The sequence below is a fragment of the Paenibacillus sp. R14(2021) genome (assembly GCF_019431355.1).
Lineage (GTDB): Bacteria > Bacillota > Bacilli > Paenibacillales > Paenibacillaceae > Paenibacillus_Z.
Map to the genome: position 1 here is coordinate 2553913 of NZ_CP080269.1, position 18588 is coordinate 2572500.

Here is an 18588-nt window from a genome sequence, read left to right on the forward strand (position 1 = left end):
GGTCCCTCCCGTCTCTGCTTTATTTCAAATTCAACGACGGGCCTTGAAGGCCGATTCGCTGAATGACCGTATGCGCTTTGAACTCAATGACCGCATCGGCGTACAACTGCGGCCATTTCGGTTCGAGCGACGGCCATAGCCCAGGATGCTGGCGGTTCATCGCTTCGCCGAAGCCGAAAATATCGCTCTTGTACTTCTTTTGCGTTTTTCGAGTCAACTGCGCTAGCTCCTTCTCCGTGCTGCGATTCATGGCATCCTCAAACAGCTTCAGATTATGCATGACCGTCAGATCCAGATTTGTATTGTTCTCCCGCAGGATGGCTTGACCGGTCAAATCCACTTGAATATGCACTCGCCTGTCGGCATCGAGACGGGCCTTCGTTCTGCCTCGCGCATGCGTGACCTCCACGCTGAACAGCCCCTCTCCTCCCGGCAGCTTAACTGTGAGGCCTAAGCTGTTCAGTTGGTTGATGACCCACAGCCGATGAGCGGATTCCCTTAGGTTGCAGTACCCGACCAGCATATGCTCAGCATTGAAGATCGCCCGGCCGTAAAATTTGACCGTTTTCTTGCGAAGCTCTTTATTCTCTTCGATCTCGATCGCCGGCAGCGTAGGGCTGCTTCCCGGCTCGTTCGCCGCAATTAAATAATCAATCAGCGAATTTCCGATGCTCGTTCCGATCGCCTGGCGGATTTTCAGCGGCGCGATCGCCGGTATTTTCTCAAGCGGATACGGTATTTTGATGGCTTCGAGCGCCGTGCCGTCTTTTACGATCCACAAGTCTGTTCGAATCCGGTTGTCGGGGTCGCGCGTTAATGAGTCCAACAGATTCGGAAAACCGCGCATTGCAAGCTCTTCTCCAACGTACAGATTACGGCGTTGGCCGCGCGTGACCTTGCGGGATAATTTTTGCTGCAGTTTGAGAACCGCATCGAATACATTCGCGCCCGTACTCGTTTCGATAATGTAGGATTGCGCTGTGCTTGTGTTCTCCATGACCTTCTGCGGAAGGACGAATTGAACGCTCAACGCGTAAGTGCCGTCTTTTCTCAGATCGATGCCCCCTCCGATGTCGAACAAACGGTTGTTTAATTCCTGGCGATCCCAGCAGCCGGTTAGCAGCAGACAACAGGCAAGCAGCACGAGTAAGAGCTTTCCCTGTCCACGATTAACGGCCATATTTCCTCCTTTTCGCCCAACCGATAATCGAAATGGGCAGCCTCTCCATTCCCCAGCGCGGCGCTCTGATTAGCGTATCCTTCAATTCATCCAGCTGAAGCGGCGCGATCGGACTCATATACGGGACTCCGAATGATTCCAGCCTCACCAAATGGATCAAAATAATGATGGTCCCCATGGCGATGCCGTATAAGCCGAGGCTCCCAGACAGAATCAACAGCGGAAAGCGAAGGATACGGAAGGCGATACCCATGTTGTAGCGTGGAATCGCAAACGATGCGATACCCGTCATGGAGACGATGATAACCATCGGGGCGGATACGATACCCGCCTGAACGGCAGCCTGGCCAATGACCAGCGCGCCGACGATGCTGACCGCGGAACCGACGACCTGCGGCAGTCGGATGCCGGCCTCGCGCAGCCCTTCAAACAGAAACTCCATCAGCAGTGCCTCGATGACGCTCGGGAACGGTACGCCTTCACGGGCCATTGTGATGCTGTACAGGAAATTGGTCGGCAGCAGCTGCGGGTGAAACGTCGTGATGGCAACGAACATGGACGGCAGGTACAAGGAAACAAAGAACAAACTAAACCGTGTCCAGCGGATCAGCGTCGCGTAGATGAAGCGCTCGTAATAATCTTCAACAGACTGGAACGCCGTCCAGAACGTCATGGGGACAATGAGCACGTAGGGCGTTCCGTCCGTCACGATTGCTGCTTTTCCTTCCAGCAGCGCCGCCGCGACAATGTCCGGCCGCTCCGTATTTTGGATTTGCGGGAAGGGGCTGAAGGACTTGTCTTCAATAAATTCTTCGATATAGCCCGATTCAAGAACGGAATCGATCTTGATCCGGGACAGACGCTCCTTCACGAGTGCAATCATGTCCGGCTTCGCGATTCCGTCGATATACATCAGGGAGATCTTCGTCTTAGACAGCTTCCCTGCGATGATGGATTCCGACTTCAGACGCGGTGTTTGAATCCTGCGGCGGATGAGATTGAGATTAATGAAGATGGTCTCGGTGAAGCTCTCGCGCGGGCCGCGGATGGCATTTTCCGAAGACGGCTCCTCGACGCCCCGATGATCCGTGCCGCAGATATCCACATAGAGCGCTTGCTTCTCGCCGTTCAGCAGGATGCCCAGGTTGCCCTGCAATACGGCTTCAACGAACGTCTTGCAGTCTTCGGTGGTTTCTAATGTATGCACCGCGGCAAAATATTGCTTGATCAGCGCATTTGCAGCTATGCTTTCCCCGTCGCGGCCGGCTCTTTCCGTTACCCAGGATTGGAAAAGGCCCGGCACGACCGTTTTCGTATCGACAACGCCGAGAATATAGACGAACAACAGGCTGCTGTCCGCGGACAGCGGCAGCAGCTGAAAACAGATGTCCGAGCACCCGCTGAAGATCGTTCGGAGCATCGCCTCATTGTCTTTGAGGGAGGCATAGAAATGGTCCTGCGGACAATTAAAATCGATGTTTGGTGGACACATGTATTCATAACCCCATTACTGGATTGAATCATTTCGTTTATTTTGGTTTAAATTGGCTACATTTATACCTGTTTCCAGCACTAGCCTTTCTCTGCTTCGCCAAATCACGCAAAAAAAGGCTGAGGACAGGTATCGAAACCCGCTCAGCCCTGCTTTATTGTATTGTGAACCCCCATTAGCCTTGCGAAGGCGAAGCCTGCAGCTTGCGCGCGCCAGCGCGAAGATAGACAAGCGCGCCGAGGATCGAGAGAGCGACGATAACGACCATGCCCCAGAAAATATTGCTGTAGGCCGTTTCAAACGCCAGATTCTTCTGCCAGCCGAGCGCGCTCGCCGTCGCGGCCACGCCGAACGCACCGCTGAAGAACTGCATCAGCTGGAAAAATCCGAGCCCGGAGCCGATTTGCGACGGCTGCAGCAGCTTCGTAATTTCATTGGAAACGCTGCTCGACAAGACGGTGAAGCTGATGCTCATGAGCATGTAAATCAACATGATGGTGAGGTACGACACGCTGCCGAACAAAGCGAACAAAATAACGGACAGCAGCATCAGCAGCGGAATGTACCGAATAAGCGAGCTGTTGCCGCGCGCATCGATAATGCGTCCCACTCGGCGCGATACAATCATCGCGACTACGGAGCCGGGGAAAATAACAAGGCCGACTTCGATCGCGCTCAGCCCGTAGCCTCGCACAAGAATTTGCGGCATGAGGAACAACGTCGCGAAGCTGCAAATATAAGCGGCGATGCCGACAGCCCCTAATGTCAGGTACGATCGGTTTTGAAACAAGGCCGGAAGGACGAACGGCTCTCTTGCTTTATTAATCCGGTAACTGAACAAGGCGAGGAAGATGACGCCAATGATCAGCATGATCCAATTGTGGTTCGTCAGAAATAATAGAAGGCCGGTTACCCCGACGCCGATGAACAATGCGCCAGGGGCATCAAATGTCCCTTTGCGCGGCTCTTCTTTCGGAATCAGCTTTATGAAGGACGGTACGAGCAGCAGGGTGATTGCCGTGACCACGAACAAAATATGCCAGCCCAGAAATTCAACGATTGCACCGCCGACGACAGGGCCAAGACCAAGACCAAGCGATACGGAAGACGCAATCATGGCCATTGCCTTACCCCGTCTCTCCACGGGCACGTAGCGGGTAATCAAGAGCAGCGACAGTGCTGGAATCGCGCCTGCACCGCTCGCTTGAATAATGCGAACGATCAGGAGCGCAAGGAAGTTGCCGCTGAACAATCCGCCGATGGCTGCTAAGCTCAGTGAAAGAAGAGCGATGACGAATAATCTTCGAATCGGCACGAAATCGGCAAGCCGGCTGTACGTAATGGAGGAGATGGCGAATACGATGGAATAGCCGGTCACTACCCACGAAGTCAGCGAAGCCGACAGCTGAAATGATTGCGCGACGGACGGCAAGGCGACGTTAAACATCATCGTATTCATAATAACGAGCACAACGGTCAAGCCAAGCAGCAGATAGATGGCGCCTTCTTTTAACGAAGTCGCCTCTGCTGCATTTGAAGTTCGGGTTGTCATTAGTAATTAACCTCACTTTGTATTTGTATAAGAATAATCGAATAAATCGATTGAATATTTCACTTTGCTTTATCTATTTCCTAACGAGCCGTTATTTATGGTGAGATATATAGGGAATCTTACTATCTAGTTAGTAAGTACATGCTCTTTAAAATGCGGCGTTCGATAGCCGCATCTTAACTTCTGATCAAACGATTGATGGTATGCATGACTTGAGGTATAACATCCTTGCCTAATGCGCGTTTATATTGCATGGCGCCCTTCAAGCAGGACAACACGGCGAGCGCAACCGACTCGACATCCTCGTGCTTCATGATCCCACTATCGCTTGCTTCCCTCAAGATCTCTTCAAGAATGGACAGCTCGAATTCACTTACTTCCTGCACCTTCTGCCGCAGCGTCTCCGGGATCGACTCGAAATCAGCCTGCAGCGAAGAGATCGGGCATATCCCTGTTCCGCTTACTTCAACTTTTCTTTTGAAGTAATGCGACAGCTTCTCTTCCGCATTTAACGAAGATTCCCTCAAAAAGGCGGACAGGTTTTGCAAATTATAATACAGCCGCTCCGCAACGGCAACGCCTAAATCCTCCTTCTTCTCATAATGATAATGGATGCTTGCTTTCGTGACGCCCAACTGCTTCGCCAGGTCGTCATAGCTGATCGCAACATAGCCTTTTTCCCGAATAAGCTTCATCGTTAAGTCGAGAATTTGTGTTTTTCGATTTTCCATATTCGTATTCTAACTTACTAGTTAGTAAGTGTCAACACAGATTATGACGACTCCATATTTATTGATGGGGCAAAGAAAAAAGGGCCGAGCCTGTTTCTGATGCTCAACCCTTGCTCATCCAACAGCTTCACTTATAGCGTCAGTTCGATCTGGTGAATACCGCGGTCATCCTGCAGCGGAATGAACGGTCCTTCCATCTCGGCCTGCGCGGTTCGTTCAACTTCCTGACCGTCGATTCGGAGCGATGTCCAGCCCGTCGATTTACGGGATGGATTACTGACAGCAATTCGGTACTCTGTGCCTTTGTATTTGTAATTGACGTTGAACCCCGGCCAATCGCGGGGAATGCACGGCTCTAGAAGCAGCCGCTCGCCTCTGCGCTTCAGTCCAAGTATCCATTCAATGCCTGCCTGATACATCCAGCCGGACGCTCCCGTATACCAGGTCCATCCGGCATGCCCGCGATGCGGCTCTTCGCTGTACACATCGGCCGACATGACATAGGGCTCACCCACATAGGTGCGGACCTCGGTCGACGTCTTGGTATGCATGACTGGGTTGAACAAATGAAACAGCTCGAACGCTTTGTCGCCGTCGCCAAGCCCGCACCATGCGACAATGCTCCAGATGACGCCATGCGTATACTGGCCGCCGTTCTCCCGGATACCTGGCGGGTAGCCTTGGATATAGCCGGGGCTCGGGTGCGTCTTATCGAACGGGGGCGTTAAAATATGCGCCAGCGCCAAATCCCGATCGACGAGCTCCCGGTCGAAGGACTGCATCGCCTGCTGCGCGCGTTCCCGCGGCGCCATGCCGGATATGACCGACCAGGACTGGGCGATGGAGTCAATGCGGCATTCCGCATTGTGCACGGAGCCGAGCCATTGCCCGCCGTCCGTGAACGCACGGCGGTACCATTGCCCGTCCCACGCCGATTCCTGCAGCGCATTCGCCAGCTGCTTGCGCGTGGCCCAATAATGGTCGGCGCGTTCGTGATCCCCGCGCTGCTCGCAAAGCCTGGCGACGCCTTGCAGGACGTCGCCAAGGAACCAGCCCAGCCACACGCTTTCCCCTCTGCCATCTGGTCCGATATTGCTCATGCCGTCATTCCAGTCGCCAATGCCAATCAGCGGCAGTCCATGCTCACCGAACTGCAGCGAACGGTCGATTGCGCGCAGGCAGTGCTCCATAATGGTGCCGGTCTGCTCGGACTGCACGGTCGCTTCATAGCGCTCATGCTCGTCAACCTTGAGCGGCTCACTCTTCAGGAACGGAGCCGTCTCCTCCAGAATCGTCGTATCCCCCGTATGCTCCAGATAGCGTACAACCGCATACGGCAGCCATAGCAGATCATCCGAGAAGCGGGTACGGATGCCGCGATGCGTCTCTTCATGCCACCAGTGCTGTACGTCGCCTTCAATGAATTGATGCGAAGCGTGGAGAATGATCTGCCTGCGCGTCGCCTCGGGCTTGGTGTTCAGCAGCGCCAGTGAATCCTGCAGCTGATCACGGAAGCCGTAGGCACCGCCGACTTGATAGAAGGCCGATCTCGCCCACATCCGGCAGGCCAGCGTTTGATATAGAAGCCAGCTGTTCAGCATGACGTCCATCTCGGCGGACGGCGTGGACACCTTGAAGGTGCCAAGCATCTCCTGCCAGTAGGCGCGGATGTCTTCGAGCGCTTGGTCGCAGGCTTGCGCATCGGCGTATTTGTCAGCCAGCTTCCCTGCAGCCTCTCGAGAATCCTCACAGCCGAGCAGGATGTAGATCGTCTGTTCTTCGCCTGGAGCAAGCATCACGACGGACTGCACGGCCCCGCAAGCATCGTAGGCTGCGCCCGTCGTTCCAGAGAGCTGCCTGCTCCGCATAGCGGCAGGATGCTCCCAATCCCCTTCCCGCCCCAGAAATTCGAGCCGATCCCCAGTCCAACTTCGCTCCGCGCTGCCTGATTGCTCAGCTGCCGGCGGCGCGTTCACCGTCAAGAACGCTGTCGCTTCCCGGAAGGTGCCTTGGTACGTATTATGCGCAAGCAGAATGCCCGTATCCTCATCCCATTCCGTGATGATGTTGGCGGCATTGCCTTCACGGTGGACGCCAAGCACCCACTCCGCGTAATACGTGGCGGACAGCCGCTTGTCGTTGCCGGTCGTATTCTTTACCTGCAGCCGGATAATCTTCACCGGATCCTCCAGCGGAACGAAGACCGTCATCTGCTGCCTCAGGCCTCGGCTCTCATGCTCATAACGCGAATACCCTTTGCCGTAGGCCGCTTTGTAGACGGAAGCCTCTTCTTTGCGGGGATGGGTGAGCTGCCAATACTCACCGCTGTCTTCGTCCCGCAAGTAACACACCTCCCCCGGCGGATCAAGCGCAGGATCGTTGGACCATGGCGTCAGTTTGCATTCCCGGCTGTTGCGCCACCAAGTAAATCCCGTGAACAGCTCGGATGTGATGCAGCCGAATCGCGGATTGGCCATGACATTGATCCATGGCGCCGGCAGATGGTTGCCGTTCCTCAGCACGATCCGGTACTCGCTGCCATCCAGCGAGAAGCCGCCAAAGCCATTGAAGAATAAGAGCGAACTCTCCTCCGGTTCTGACGCTTGCGCAGGCTGCGCCGCTTCAGGCTGGACGGATACCGACGACTGAGCCGACTCTTCCCGTACCCGCATTGCGGGCACGGATTGCGAGGACGCCGTCTCCAGCGGCTCGGCAAGCTGCAGCTGCGCTTTAAGGCTTGGACCGTCTGCGCGGAGAATCAGCCGCGCGACGGCGAACAGCAGCGTACGGTCTTCGGCAGGCTGCGACTCCCCCGCGATAATGTGGACGCCGCTCGGCCCGCCGCCGTGATTAGGCGCAACCTGCTCGACCATCCGCTGGATGGCGTCCCGCAGCTCCTGCTGGTATCCGCCCGGCGACTCGTTCCAGATGACAAGGTCGAACAGCAGCCCCTTCCGGCGCAAGTATTCATAGCCGACGAGCAGCTTGTTCAAGAAAGGCAGGTTCGAGCTGTCATCGATGCTCGCCAGAACAATCGGCCGGTCGCCGGACACGCCGTGTGCCCAGAGTCCCTCCTGGCTCTTGCTGTTTGCGGCAATGCTTTCTTCTTGTTCCTGCCGAAGCGGCGACGAGAATAAAACACGTCCAGCAAGAAGCTGGTAAACCCCCGCATCTGCCGCCGTGATGTGCAGATGCTGCAAATCGATTTGGCTTCTCGTCCATGCCAGCTGGAATGTACGAGTGACATGCTGTTCATGCGACAGCCGCACGGCCGTTTCGACGGCCTTCTCTCTGTCTGGCGCAGCCCCTGTAATCGCGGTCAGCACAGCTTGTCCGCCAGGCTCGATGCTGATCCGCCTGCGCATCACGAAGGCCGGATCGGCAACGGAACCGAAGGTGCCGCCTAATCGGGATTCCAATCCTCTTGGGTTCGCCAGCGTATGGCCTCTGCCGATAAACGACGCCCGGTCTGTCTCGAACTGAACCTGACCGGCCGCGCGTTCGCGTTCGCCTTCGCTGATCGTGAGCGTATGGAATGCCCACAGCGACTGCTCCCCTTCGTTGCGGGGACGCTTGCGGGCCAGCAAACACTCGGCATCCGCCGCGTACTCCGTCTGAATGAACAGCTTCGTAAACGCAGGATGAGCTTTGTCGGCATCTGGCGTCGCCATCGCAAGCTCAAGGAACGTCGTTACCTCGACGATCCGTGTTTCTTTGCCCTGATTCGTCAGCGTCAGCCTGCGGACCTCCGCGTTCGATTCCGGCGATACGGTGATGTCAAGCTGCGACCGAAGCTCGTCTTCCTCCCGAAGGAAGGTCGTCCGCTCCTGCAGAAACTGCACGCTCTGCTTATCTGACACGGTGCGGCATGGCAGGTAGGACGGCGACCAATGCTTATTCCGCGTCACATCCCGGAGGTACATATAGCTGCCCCATGGTTCCGCGACGGGATCCTCCCGCCAACGCGTCAAGGCGATGCCGCCAAAGCGAATAAATCCGCTGCCGCTGCTTGTCACGACCGAGGTCAACGACTCGTTGGCATGCACATTGACCTCGGGAATCGGCGTCGGCACGACGCTGAACTCACGCAGCGGGCCGATCTCCGCTGCTTTGGGCGGCTCGTTTCGTGTTCTGCCCGGCAGCTCCCGCTCCAGAATCGAGCTCTTGGGCGGCATCCGTTCGATCAGCAGCAGCTCGGCTGCCTGCACCCGTTTGTCGCAGTGGAAATAATCGATCATCCGATCCGGCAGCAGCAGATTCGTCAGCGTCAGCAAGCTCATGCCCTGATGATGCGCCATGAAGCTTCGGATGACTTTACAGGATTCGCCCTGCGGCATGCGGGCCGGCGTGTAGTCGATCGCTTCATAGTAGCCGTAACGTCCGCGCGCACCGAGCTTCTCCATTCGCTCCAAATCCTTCAAGCCTTCACGGAGTGCGAAAGGAAGCGCCATGACCGCCGCATAAGGCGCGACGACCAAATCTTCCTCGAGTCCGCGCTTGAAGCCAAGACCCGGAACGCCGAATGCGCGGTATTGATAATTCATTGCATAGTCGAACGCATAATAGCCCGATTCGGATATGCCGAAGGGAACGCCGCGTTCCTTGGCGTATTCGATCTGGCGCTTCACGACTCCGCGGTAGGTGCTGTCCCAGATCGTGTTGCGGTAGGTGCGCATGATTAGCCACGGCATCATATATTCGAACATGGTACCCGACCACGAGACCAGCGTCACTCGTCTGCCGTGCTTCTTGGCGGTACGGCCGAGCGCCAGCCAGTGGGAAACCGATATTTGACCAAGCGCAATCGCTACGAAGCTGGTTTGTCGGGCCTCGGAAGCGAGCAAATCATATAATATCGTGTCGCGCTGGCCGGAGGAAGCATGAAAGCCGAGCACGAACAATTTCGCTTTGTCGTCGTACAACGGGCGAAAATCCGTGGACGTGATCAGCTGCTCCAACCGATCAAGCAGCTCATAGCCGCGAGACAGCCAATTACCGGGATCCGCTTGAGGCGAACCCGTGTAATCCGCTGTATGTCGCGATGCCCTGGTATGCACCTCGTAGAAATCCTCCGGACGGGTTGCCTCCAGCTCAACGGCAAACTCTACGGAAAGCTGTCCCCTGCTTCCCGGCACAGGCTCTACGCGCATGGCTTGAGCGGCCTGCGTCAGCCAGTGCAGAAGTCCTTGCTTGACCGTCATCAAGCTGGCTACGAAGTTTCCTGAATCTACGGTGGACACGTAGGCTGGCTGCAGCAGCGCAAGCGAGGTGGTATCGTACCAGTTATAGAGATGTCCGTTCCATTTCTCCATCCGTTCAATCGTGTCGACGGTTCGATCGAGCCGCTCTACCAGTTCCTGCGTCGTAATGAGCTCGAGCTCCCTTGCCGCTACGGCCGCCGTCAGCAGAAATCCAATGTTGGTCGGCGACGTACGGTGGGCAACGCCATTCGACGGCTCAATCTGGACATTGTCCGGCGGCAGGTAATGATCCCCCGCGCCGGCGTAGTCCTCATAGAAGTCCCATATTTGCTTCGCTAGACCGCGCAGCTGCTCCTTCGCTGCAGCATCAAGCTGTTCTCTGTAGTCGGTTATCGGCTGGTCGAGCCACCAGACGGCGAGCGGGGCAAGCAGCCATAATACGCAGAGCGCAAGCCCGAACCAGCGCAGCCCATCCCCCTGCCATGCGGCCGCAACAGCGAATAGAATGACGAGCAAGAAGCCTCCGTTTGCGCCAAGCAGAACAACGCGCCGCTTGCCACCTTGATTTCGCTCGATATGGGAGGAGCTGGTCCACTCCAGCAAACGCCGTTTGCTGAACCCGAGCCTGTAGACGGTTTTGACGATAGCATCGATCAAGACAGCCGTTTGGAACGGCAGCGTCCATAACGCGATGCCGATATGTACGAACGTCGACCAATATCTCCGGGCATGAGGGTCAGCCGGCTTCACGAGCAATAGCTGCTTGATGAGCGGCAGCAGCATCGTTGCGAACACGAGGACAAGCCAGCGTACGGCGGATCCAGGCAGCACCGTTACCGCCAGTGCCAGCGTCACGAAGTACGCAATCGGCAGCAGGCTTCGCCGCAAATTATCGATAATCTGCCAACGGGTGAGAAGCGAGAGATCAATCGGCCGCAGCACGCCGCGGCGGTCGCATAGCGAGGTATACAGCCAGCATAGCAGCTGCCAGTCTCCGCGAACCCAGCGGTGCATCCGTTTTTGATACGAAATGTAAGTGGAGGGATGATCGTCGATCAGTTCAACATCGGACAACAGCGCCGCCCGCAGGAAGCCCCCTTCCAGCAAATCATGACTGAGCACCCGATTGTCAGGAATCCGCTCGCCCAGCAGCTCATGGAACACCTCCACGTCGAATATCCCTTTTCCCGTGAAAATCCCTTGTCCCAGCGCATCCTGATACGGATCAGACGCCGCAAAGGCATAGGGATCCATGCCCGGCTCCGACCAGAAATAAGCAAGCCGCGACCGCATAGCCGATTCATAGCTGATGCCGATACGCGGCTGAAGCACGCCATAACCTTCAACGACTCTTGTTCTTGCGGTATTCATGCGGGGCCGGTTATACGGCAGATGGAGCGTGCCGATCATCCGCTGCGCGCTGCCCATCGGCAGCCGAGTATCCGCATCGAGCGTGATGATGTAGCGGATGTGCTGCAGGATGTCCTGCTTGCCTAAGACGATGTCATAGCTTGTCTCTTGGCTGCCCCGAAGCAGCTCGACGAATTCCACCAGCTTCCCCCGCTTGCGCTCCCAGCCCATAAACACCCCTTCACTCGGATTCCACTGCCTGCGGCGCTGACAGAAATGAAAGGTTGTCCCCTCGCCGCCGTATTTCCGGTTCAAGAGGGCGATCCGTTCCTTGGCGAACGAGATGAGCTTCTCATCCTCAGGGAGCCGCTCCTCACGGGCATCGGTAAAATCCCCTAACAATGCGAAATGGATATGCGGATCGCGATTCGCGAGATAATGAATTTCCAGACGGTCCGCAAGCTCCTCGATCTCGTCAGTCGACGACCAAATCGCCGGAATCACGACCATTGTGGACGCCTCAGGCGCGATGCCGTTCGAGTAATCGTACCGCAGGAGCGGTCTCGGCCGGCAAATCCGTTCTATGCCGAAATGCAGCCACGTCATAGCCCATTCGCTTGCTGGGAACAGCAAGGCCAGCAGAATGAACAGCATGCCTAATGCCGTAACCCCTTTACCGATTCCGATCCAGGCTGCTGCGACAATATAGACAAGCGCAAACAAGCCGAGCACCGTGACAAAATAGGTCAAGGCCGCACGCTTGGCAAAGCCGCTGCTTGGCATGCTTCTCGGCTTACTGCACGTTTTTAGGGATTGCATAAGGCTTGACACGCCGGGCGGCTCGAATAAGTAATACGCCACGAATGATTGGCGGGAAAGCAGGTCAGATGTGCCGGGGGTTTGGGCTTTCGGTTCTTCGATAGTCCGGTCATGCTCCAATTTCGCTAGAGAAAGCGCTTGGCCTGCGACCAAGCTTTCCGGTACATGCAGCCTCCGCGCGAGATGAGCAATCCGGTTCAACAGCTCGTTTCTGCTAAAAGAATCGAGCCGCGGGTATGTGCCTGTGCTATCGCTGCGAAGCGTCCGATCGAGCAGACTGATCCGCTCGAAGAAGGCCTCCCAATCTCTGCGCTCGTTGCTGCGCAGACTTGTAATAAGATTTCCTGCACTCACTTGATAGACGGCTTGCAGCTGATGCTCGTAGGTGACGATGCGGTCCAGATCCTCCGAACCGTTCTCGTATCTGCATAGGAGCCATTCCCTTACGGCGGCGGTATCGCCGGACCACTCGCGCAAATGGCTGACCAAATGCGCGATCCAAGGTCCTGATAGCGGAACGCCTTGTCCGGCTGCTTCGAGCTCGCTGCTAATCGCTCCAGCCGTTAGACCCGCAGGATGAATGCGCGAGAGCAACTGCTGTATCTCGGCGCATACCTCCCGGCGGTCACGCACCATCGCCATCGTCTGAGCTAACCGCTCGACGAGCGCCACGCGAAGAATGAGCGGAATTGACCGCGTCTCAAACAGCGATAACGCAGATATTTCCTGATACGCATTCACATATGCTGCAAAGGATTCCTCGTCGAGGATGCCGTCAACCTGCTCTAAATAAGCCGTGCATACCGCATGCATGCGCAGCTTCCCGCTGACGCGTAATCGCGGAAGATGGATAAGCGCCGAGCGGGACAGCTGCGTCCGAACGCCAAGCGCCTGCTCCTCGATAAATTCCGCGTTGTCGAGCAGCCATTCTTCAGCCTGCTGCGCACAGCCCGGACGTCCGTCCTGCAGACGGTTCACAAATTTCCTCAAGTTCTCTATATCTGCATCGAATTGTTGACTGATGTATCTCGGCTGGGCTGCCGCCGCCTTTAAATGATGCTGAAGTGCAAGCTCATGTGCTTGACGACAAATCTGTTCGATCGTATAAGCCATGGATTCGTTTCCTCCGGAGAGTCTGTTGTTGAACTACGATTGTTCGTCCGGTTATTCTGAAATCCCGTGACCATCAAATTATTACCAATTAGGGGGCAAATTATGAGGATTTTTCAAAAACAATAAAAAAAGACGGTCATAGGACCGTCCTGCCGAAGCTGATTATTCGTTATTTTGTTACGAGGGCTCAATCGATATTCAGTGCTGCCTTGCACAATGCTCAATCGATACCGTTTCCGCTCCATGACTGCGTGCGAACGTCTGCAGCTCAGCCTGAATGCTTTCGTTCAGCCGCTCGGTCAGCTCAATACAAGGGTCGATCTGCAGCAATTGCACGCTCAAATGCTTTTCCTTGCTGTTCAGCCGCGGGTCCATTCGGCCGATCAATCGGTCACCGGCCAGGATCGGCATCGCGTAATAGCCGTATTTGCGCTTGACAGCAGGCGTATAAATTTCCCAACGGTATTCAAACTCGAACAAATCCTCCAGCCTCTTGCGGCTCCACAATAAATTGTCCAGCGGCGGAAGAAAACGAATGGACTCGCCGTCTCCATCCAACTCTTCCGAGATGCCTACTTGATGCGCCTCTAGTCTTCCGACATCCCCGGCCAGCACGTAGTACGTCTGTTTGACACCGTCAAGCTCGACAGGTACCGCTTCACCGGCTCGGACATATCTCTCGATCGCCTGCCTCCGTTCCGCAGCATTCATGCGCTGCCAGCCAAGGCGCGGATCGCTCGGTTCGAATACGCTGTAAGCGCGGAAGTATTTGCGGAGCATGGCATCCAGTGCCTCCGCCGGGTCAATGGTTTCGGCCTTATGCTGCAGCTCGGCCGGGACGCAGCGGCGGATCACGTCAAAGTGACGCTGATTCCCCTCTCTGCCTACTATCCGGATTTCCGCGGCATCCATCAATAGATTCAGCGCATGAGAAGTCGCTTTGGTCTTCGCATTCACATTGTCCCAGTAGCCATGCACGCGCTCCTCGGATTGAAATGCTTTTGCAGGCAGCGGACCTTCGTTCTCCAGCTTGTGTATCACGCCATCGGCGACCGATCGGATCGCCTCGATGCTTGCTTGCAGCCGCTCCCGCAAACGCTGGCGGACCGGTTCGAACATCGGGTAGTCCTCCATCGGAATGACACATGCCGCATTCGCCAAATATTCGAAAACCTCGTTGTGCCGCAGCATCCCATTCAATATGCGGGGCTCATAGCCCGGAATGCGCGCCGCCAGCGTTAGATGCTGATTGGGTCGTACAGCGGATACGGGATCAATCTGGACGCATTCGAGCTGCCGTATGACAGCCTTCACGCGTTGGTACAGTTCTTCCTCGGTCCTTGCAGGTTCATCGCTTGGCCGGAGCAGCAGCTGCTTCTCCAGCAGTAACCGGCGCAATGCCCTTTTCGATGTCCGGATCGGTCTCATCATTATCCTCCCTATATCTCGGTCACTATTACTCGGTTCAAGGCTGCGACGGCTCCATGTCCGCTTGAACGGGGATATGCCTGTACGCTTCGAAATCGAACAACCCCTTATCCGTCAATTTCAACTGCGGTATGACCGGCAGTGTCAGGAAGGACAAAGTTAGAAAAGGATTAAACGTCTCCTGCGCTCCGATAGCGGACAAGGCTTGATTCAATGGTTTGAGTTCCTGGTACAGCTCGATGTAGGGTCTCTCCGACATAAGGCCGGCTACGGGCAAGGAGAGCGAGGCCAGCACTTCCCCGTCCGATACGACGACTAAGCCGCCTTGTTGGCGGAGCAGCTCATTGAACGCGATCAGCATATCTTCGTCTGTCACGCCCGCAATCACGATATTATGCGAATCATGGGAAACGGAGGAAGCAATCGCTCCCCTGCTGAACTGAAAGCCTTTGACGATACCAAGACCAATGTTGCCTGTGGCCCGATGGCGCTCAACGACCGCTAACTTCAACTGATCCTTCGCAATTGACGTTTGGAATAAGCCGTTCTGCCGATCTACCGCTTCCCGGCGATGATGAGTGACGATTTGATTCGGAACGATCTCGATTACGTTGCAAATATCGGCCGAGAGCGGAAGGTTGAGATCCTTGAGTTCCAGCTCCTTGGCATTCAGCTTAGGCAGAGATAATGACATCATCGGCGATATTTCCGGAAAGGCTTGCTCATCCACGCTTCCTTGATCCACGATACGAAGGCCTCGCTTGTAAACGGCATGAATGGACAAGCTATCCAGCTCGTCGACCACCAGAAAATCCGCCAAATACCCCGGTGCAACAGCTCCTCGGTCACGCAAATTGAAGCATTCCGCCGTATTGATCGTGGCCATTTGAATCGCCGTTACAGGTGCGAGCCCTTTCTTAATTGCCAGCCGCACAATATGGTCAATGCTTCCCTCCTCGACTAGATCATCCAGCAGCTTATCGTCCGTAACGAATACGCATCTCCGTGAATTGTGTAAGGTTACAGCAGGCAAGACCGCGTCCAGGTTTTTGGCGACGGTTCCTTCCCTAATCATAAGATACATGCCAAGCTCCAGTCGATCCCGCGCTTCCTCGACGCTGATGCTTTCGTGATCTGTACGGATTCCAGCAGCCATATAAATGTTCAAGCTTTCCCTATCCATGCCTGCCGCATGGCCGTCGATAAGATGAGACTGTGCTCCGGCGAGCTTCTTCAGCATGGTGATTTCCACATTGGACACCGACGGAAAGTCCATCACCTCGGCGAGTCCTAGCACGTTAGAGTGTGCATAGTAAGGTTGCAGCTGTTCGGCCTCCAGCTTCGCACCGCTGCTTTCGAACGGCGTTACCGGAACGGAGGACGGCAGCATTACGAAAATATCGAGCGGTAGCTGCTCCGCGCTGCTCAGCATGTAATCGATTCCTTCGGCTCCCGCTACGTTCGCGATCTCGTGAGGGTCCGTAATGGCGGTGGTGACGCCGTGCAGAAGCAGCACCTTGGCGAACTCCTTCGGTGCGAGCATCGAGCTTTCAATATGCACATGTCCGTCAATAAGCCCGGGTACGATATATCGCCCTTCGGCATCGTACCCTTCGATTCCTTCGTACGACCCGATGCCGACAATTACCCCGTCCGCAATCGCTAGGTCGCCTTCGGTCACCGTTCCGGTAAAGACATTGACGATCTTCCCGTTCGTAATGACGAGATCGGCCGGTACGTGCTTGGCTGCGACTGCGATTCTTTTTCGCAGCTTTACTTCTACGTTATTCATCATAGCCCACCTTCCCGTTTCTTAAATCGTGTCCTGCACCCTCATCCAGAACGCAAAAAAAATCCTGATTACAAAAGAGCGTACACGCTTTTTGTAATCAGGATTTTACGGTTCCTGGTAGAGACCCTCAAACCTTATTATTGAGGTTATACATATCGATTGTTCTTATCATAATGGCCTTAAGCCCATTGCGTCAATAGAGCATCTTAAATACATCGAGCGGCTTCAAATGTCATAGGATAGCGGAAAATGCGGCACCTTGGCAAAGCAGATGTGCTACAATAGATCGAAACGTAAGTACCGAAAAAGTCTTGGAGGTTCATCCATGCGTAAGCTGCTCTTCTTTATCGGTCCTGCCGGGGCAGGGAAAACAACATTAGCCAAAGCTTGGGTCCAGCAGCACGGCGGAGCCTTTCTCGATATGGATACGCTGCTTCGTCCAGCCGCGGAGGTCATCATGACGCTTGCAGGACGGGATCCCGCGGATCGGGATTCGCCTTTCTACAAGCAGCACTGCCGCGATCTTGGATACCGCATTACGATGGATGCCGCGCTTCAGCAGCTGTCGCTTGGCTTAGATGCCATCGTCATCGGGCCTTTCACCAAGGAAACAGAGGATGCGGAATGGCTTAACCGTGAGCTCGCTCGGATCGGAGCCTCTCTCCATGACACACGGGTTAAGCTGATCTCTGTTTATTTGCCCAGCGAAGCCGACTATCGGCATCGCATCGAAACCAGAGCGTCGTCGCTCGACATGTGGAAGCTGGAACATTGGGAGCAGTTTCGGCATTCACTCGCACGCCGGACAATAGCATGGCAGCTTGATGCTTCGTCGATGCTTGCGTTCGACAATTCAGGCCTCTTCACTGCAGCGAAGTTAATTGAGCTCGAACAGTTCATCCACAACTGAATCGCGATACACAGAAAAGGCAAGCTATGAATTAACCATAGCTTGCCTTTTGTATTGCATCCTGAAAACTGGATACGAACCTTTGCGAAGGTCATTACTTAGCTGAGCGAAGATGTTAACGTTGGTTTCCGAAGTGAACCCCTTAACAGGGTTCAATAGGATAAGCCCTCGACCGATTAGTATTCGTCAGCTGCATGCATTGCTACACTTCCACCTCGAACCTATCAACCTGGTCGTCTACCAGGGGTCTTACGAATTGGGAAATCTCATCTTGAGGGGGGCTTCACGCTTAGATGCTTTCAGCGCTTATCCCGTCCGCACTTGGCTACCCAGCGGTGCTCCTGGCGGAACAACTGGTACACCAGCGGTGCGTCCATCCCGGTCCTCTCGTACTAAGGACAGCTCCTCTCAAATTTCCTACGCCCACGACAGATAGGGACCGAACTGTCTCACGACGTTCTGAACCCAGCTCGCGTACCGCTTTAATGGGCGAACAGCCCAACCCTTGGGACCTACTTCAGCCCCAGGATGCGATGAGCCGACATCGAGGTGCCAAACCTCCCCGTCGATGTGGACTCTTGGGGGAGATAAGCCTGTTATCCCCAGGGTAGCTTTTATCCGTTGAGCGATGGCCCTTCCATTCGGTACCACCGGATCACTAAGCCCGACTTTCGTCCCTGCTCGACTTGTAGGTCTCGCAGTCAAGCTCCCTTATGCCTTTGCACGCTGCGAATGATTTCCAACCATTCTGAGGGAACCTTTGGGCGCCTCCGTTACATTTTAGGAGGCGACCGCCCCAGTCAAACTGCCCACCTGACACGGTCCCTGTACCGGATTACGGTACCAGGTTAGAACTCCGATACGATCAGGGTGGTATCCCAACGTTGCCTCCACCGAAGCTGGCGCTCCGGCTTCTTAGGCTCCCACCTATCCTGTACAGATCGTACCAAAGTCCAATATCAAGCTGCAGTAAAGCTCCATGGGGTCTTTCCGTCTTGTCGCGGGTAACCTGCATCTTCA

At 55.3% G+C, this 18588-nt stretch carries 8 protein-coding genes, 1 rRNA gene and 1 riboswitch (1 of these 10 only partly in view); of the genes, 1 reads left to right on the plus strand and 8 read right to left on the minus strand.

What is annotated here, in order from left to right:
- Nucleotides 1-19: 19 nt before the first annotated feature.
- The 7 genes from KXU80_RS12015 to ade form a co-directional block, all read right to left on the minus strand.
- The gene (locus KXU80_RS12015) at nt 20-1180 is read right to left on the minus strand and encodes a Ger(x)C family spore germination protein (RefSeq protein WP_219838399.1); all 1161 of its coding nucleotides are present in this window, start codon (nt 1178-1180) and stop codon (nt 20-22) included.
- A complete protein-coding gene (locus KXU80_RS12020) occupies nt 1170-2672 on the minus strand; it encodes a spore germination protein (protein ID WP_219838400.1) in 1503 nt (500 codons plus the stop codon). Before KXU80_RS12020 ends, KXU80_RS12015 begins: the two co-directional genes overlap by 11 nt.
- Nucleotides 2673-2847: 175 nt before the next feature.
- Nucleotides 2848-4224: an MFS transporter gene (locus KXU80_RS12025; RefSeq protein WP_219838401.1), complete on the minus strand. Its 1377-nt coding sequence runs from the start codon at nt 4222-4224 to the stop codon at nt 2848-2850.
- A gap of 176 nt (nt 4225-4400) precedes the next feature.
- The gene (locus KXU80_RS12030) at nt 4401-4955 is read right to left on the minus strand and encodes a TetR/AcrR family transcriptional regulator (RefSeq protein ID WP_219838402.1); all 555 of its coding nucleotides are present in this window, start codon (nt 4953-4955) and stop codon (nt 4401-4403) included.
- 131 nt (nt 4956-5086) lie between these two features.
- On the minus strand, nt 5087-13438 hold the full coding sequence (locus KXU80_RS12035) for a glycoside hydrolase family 94 protein (protein WP_219838403.1): 8352 nt from the start codon (nt 13436-13438) through the stop codon (nt 5087-5089).
- A 198-nt stretch (nt 13439-13636) separates the two neighbouring features.
- A complete protein-coding gene (locus KXU80_RS12040) occupies nt 13637-14869 on the minus strand; it encodes a DNA glycosylase AlkZ-like family protein (protein WP_258171365.1) in 1233 nt (410 codons plus the stop codon).
- Between the two features lie 34 nt (nt 14870-14903).
- Nucleotides 14904-16658 carry an adenine deaminase gene (ade, locus tag KXU80_RS12045; RefSeq protein WP_219839002.1) on the minus strand — a complete coding sequence of 585 codons (1755 nt, stop codon included), beginning with the start codon at nt 16656-16658 and terminating at the stop codon, nt 14904-14906.
- Nucleotides 16659-16732: 74 nt separating this feature from the next.
- A riboswitch (purine riboswitch) is annotated at nt 16733-16832 on the minus strand.
- Nucleotides 16833-16983: 151 nt separating this feature from the next.
- Between ade and KXU80_RS12050 the strand changes: the two genes are divergently transcribed.
- Nucleotides 16984-17568, plus strand: a complete 585-nt coding sequence (locus KXU80_RS12050) for a P-loop nucleotide/nucleoside kinase family protein (protein ID WP_219838404.1) — start codon at nt 16984-16986, stop codon at nt 17566-17568.
- A gap of 156 nt (nt 17569-17724) precedes the next feature.
- Here KXU80_RS12050 and KXU80_RS12055 read toward each other — a convergent pair.
- A 23S ribosomal RNA gene (locus tag KXU80_RS12055) occupies nt 17725-18588 on the minus strand; it runs 2064 nt beyond the window's last position.

Coding starts and splice junctions, on each gene's coding strand:
- KXU80_RS12050 (WP_219838404.1), top strand. CDS start 16,984: ATGCGTAAGCTGCTCTTCTTTATCGGTCCTGCCGGGGCAGGGAAAACA.
- KXU80_RS12030 (WP_219838402.1), bottom strand. CDS start 4,955: ATGGAAAATCGAAAAACACAAATTCTCGACTTAACGATGAAGCTTATT.
- KXU80_RS12020 (WP_219838400.1), bottom strand. CDS start 2,672: ATGTGTCCACCAAACATCGATTTTAATTGTCCGCAGGACCATTTCTAT.
- ade (WP_219839002.1), bottom strand. CDS start 16,658: ATGAATAACGTAGAAGTAAAGCTGCGAAAAAGAATCGCAGTCGCAGCC.
- KXU80_RS12040 (WP_258171365.1), bottom strand. CDS start 14,869: ATGATGAGACCGATCCGGACATCGAAAAGGGCATTGCGCCGGTTACTG.
- KXU80_RS12015 (WP_219838399.1), bottom strand. CDS start 1,180: ATGGCCGTTAATCGTGGACAGGGAAAGCTCTTACTCGTGCTGCTTGCC.
- KXU80_RS12035 (WP_219838403.1), bottom strand. CDS start 13,438: ATGGCTTATACGATCGAACAGATTTGTCGTCAAGCACATGAGCTTGCA.
- KXU80_RS12025 (WP_219838401.1), bottom strand. CDS start 4,224: ATGACAACCCGAACTTCAAATGCAGCAGAGGCGACTTCGTTAAAAGAA.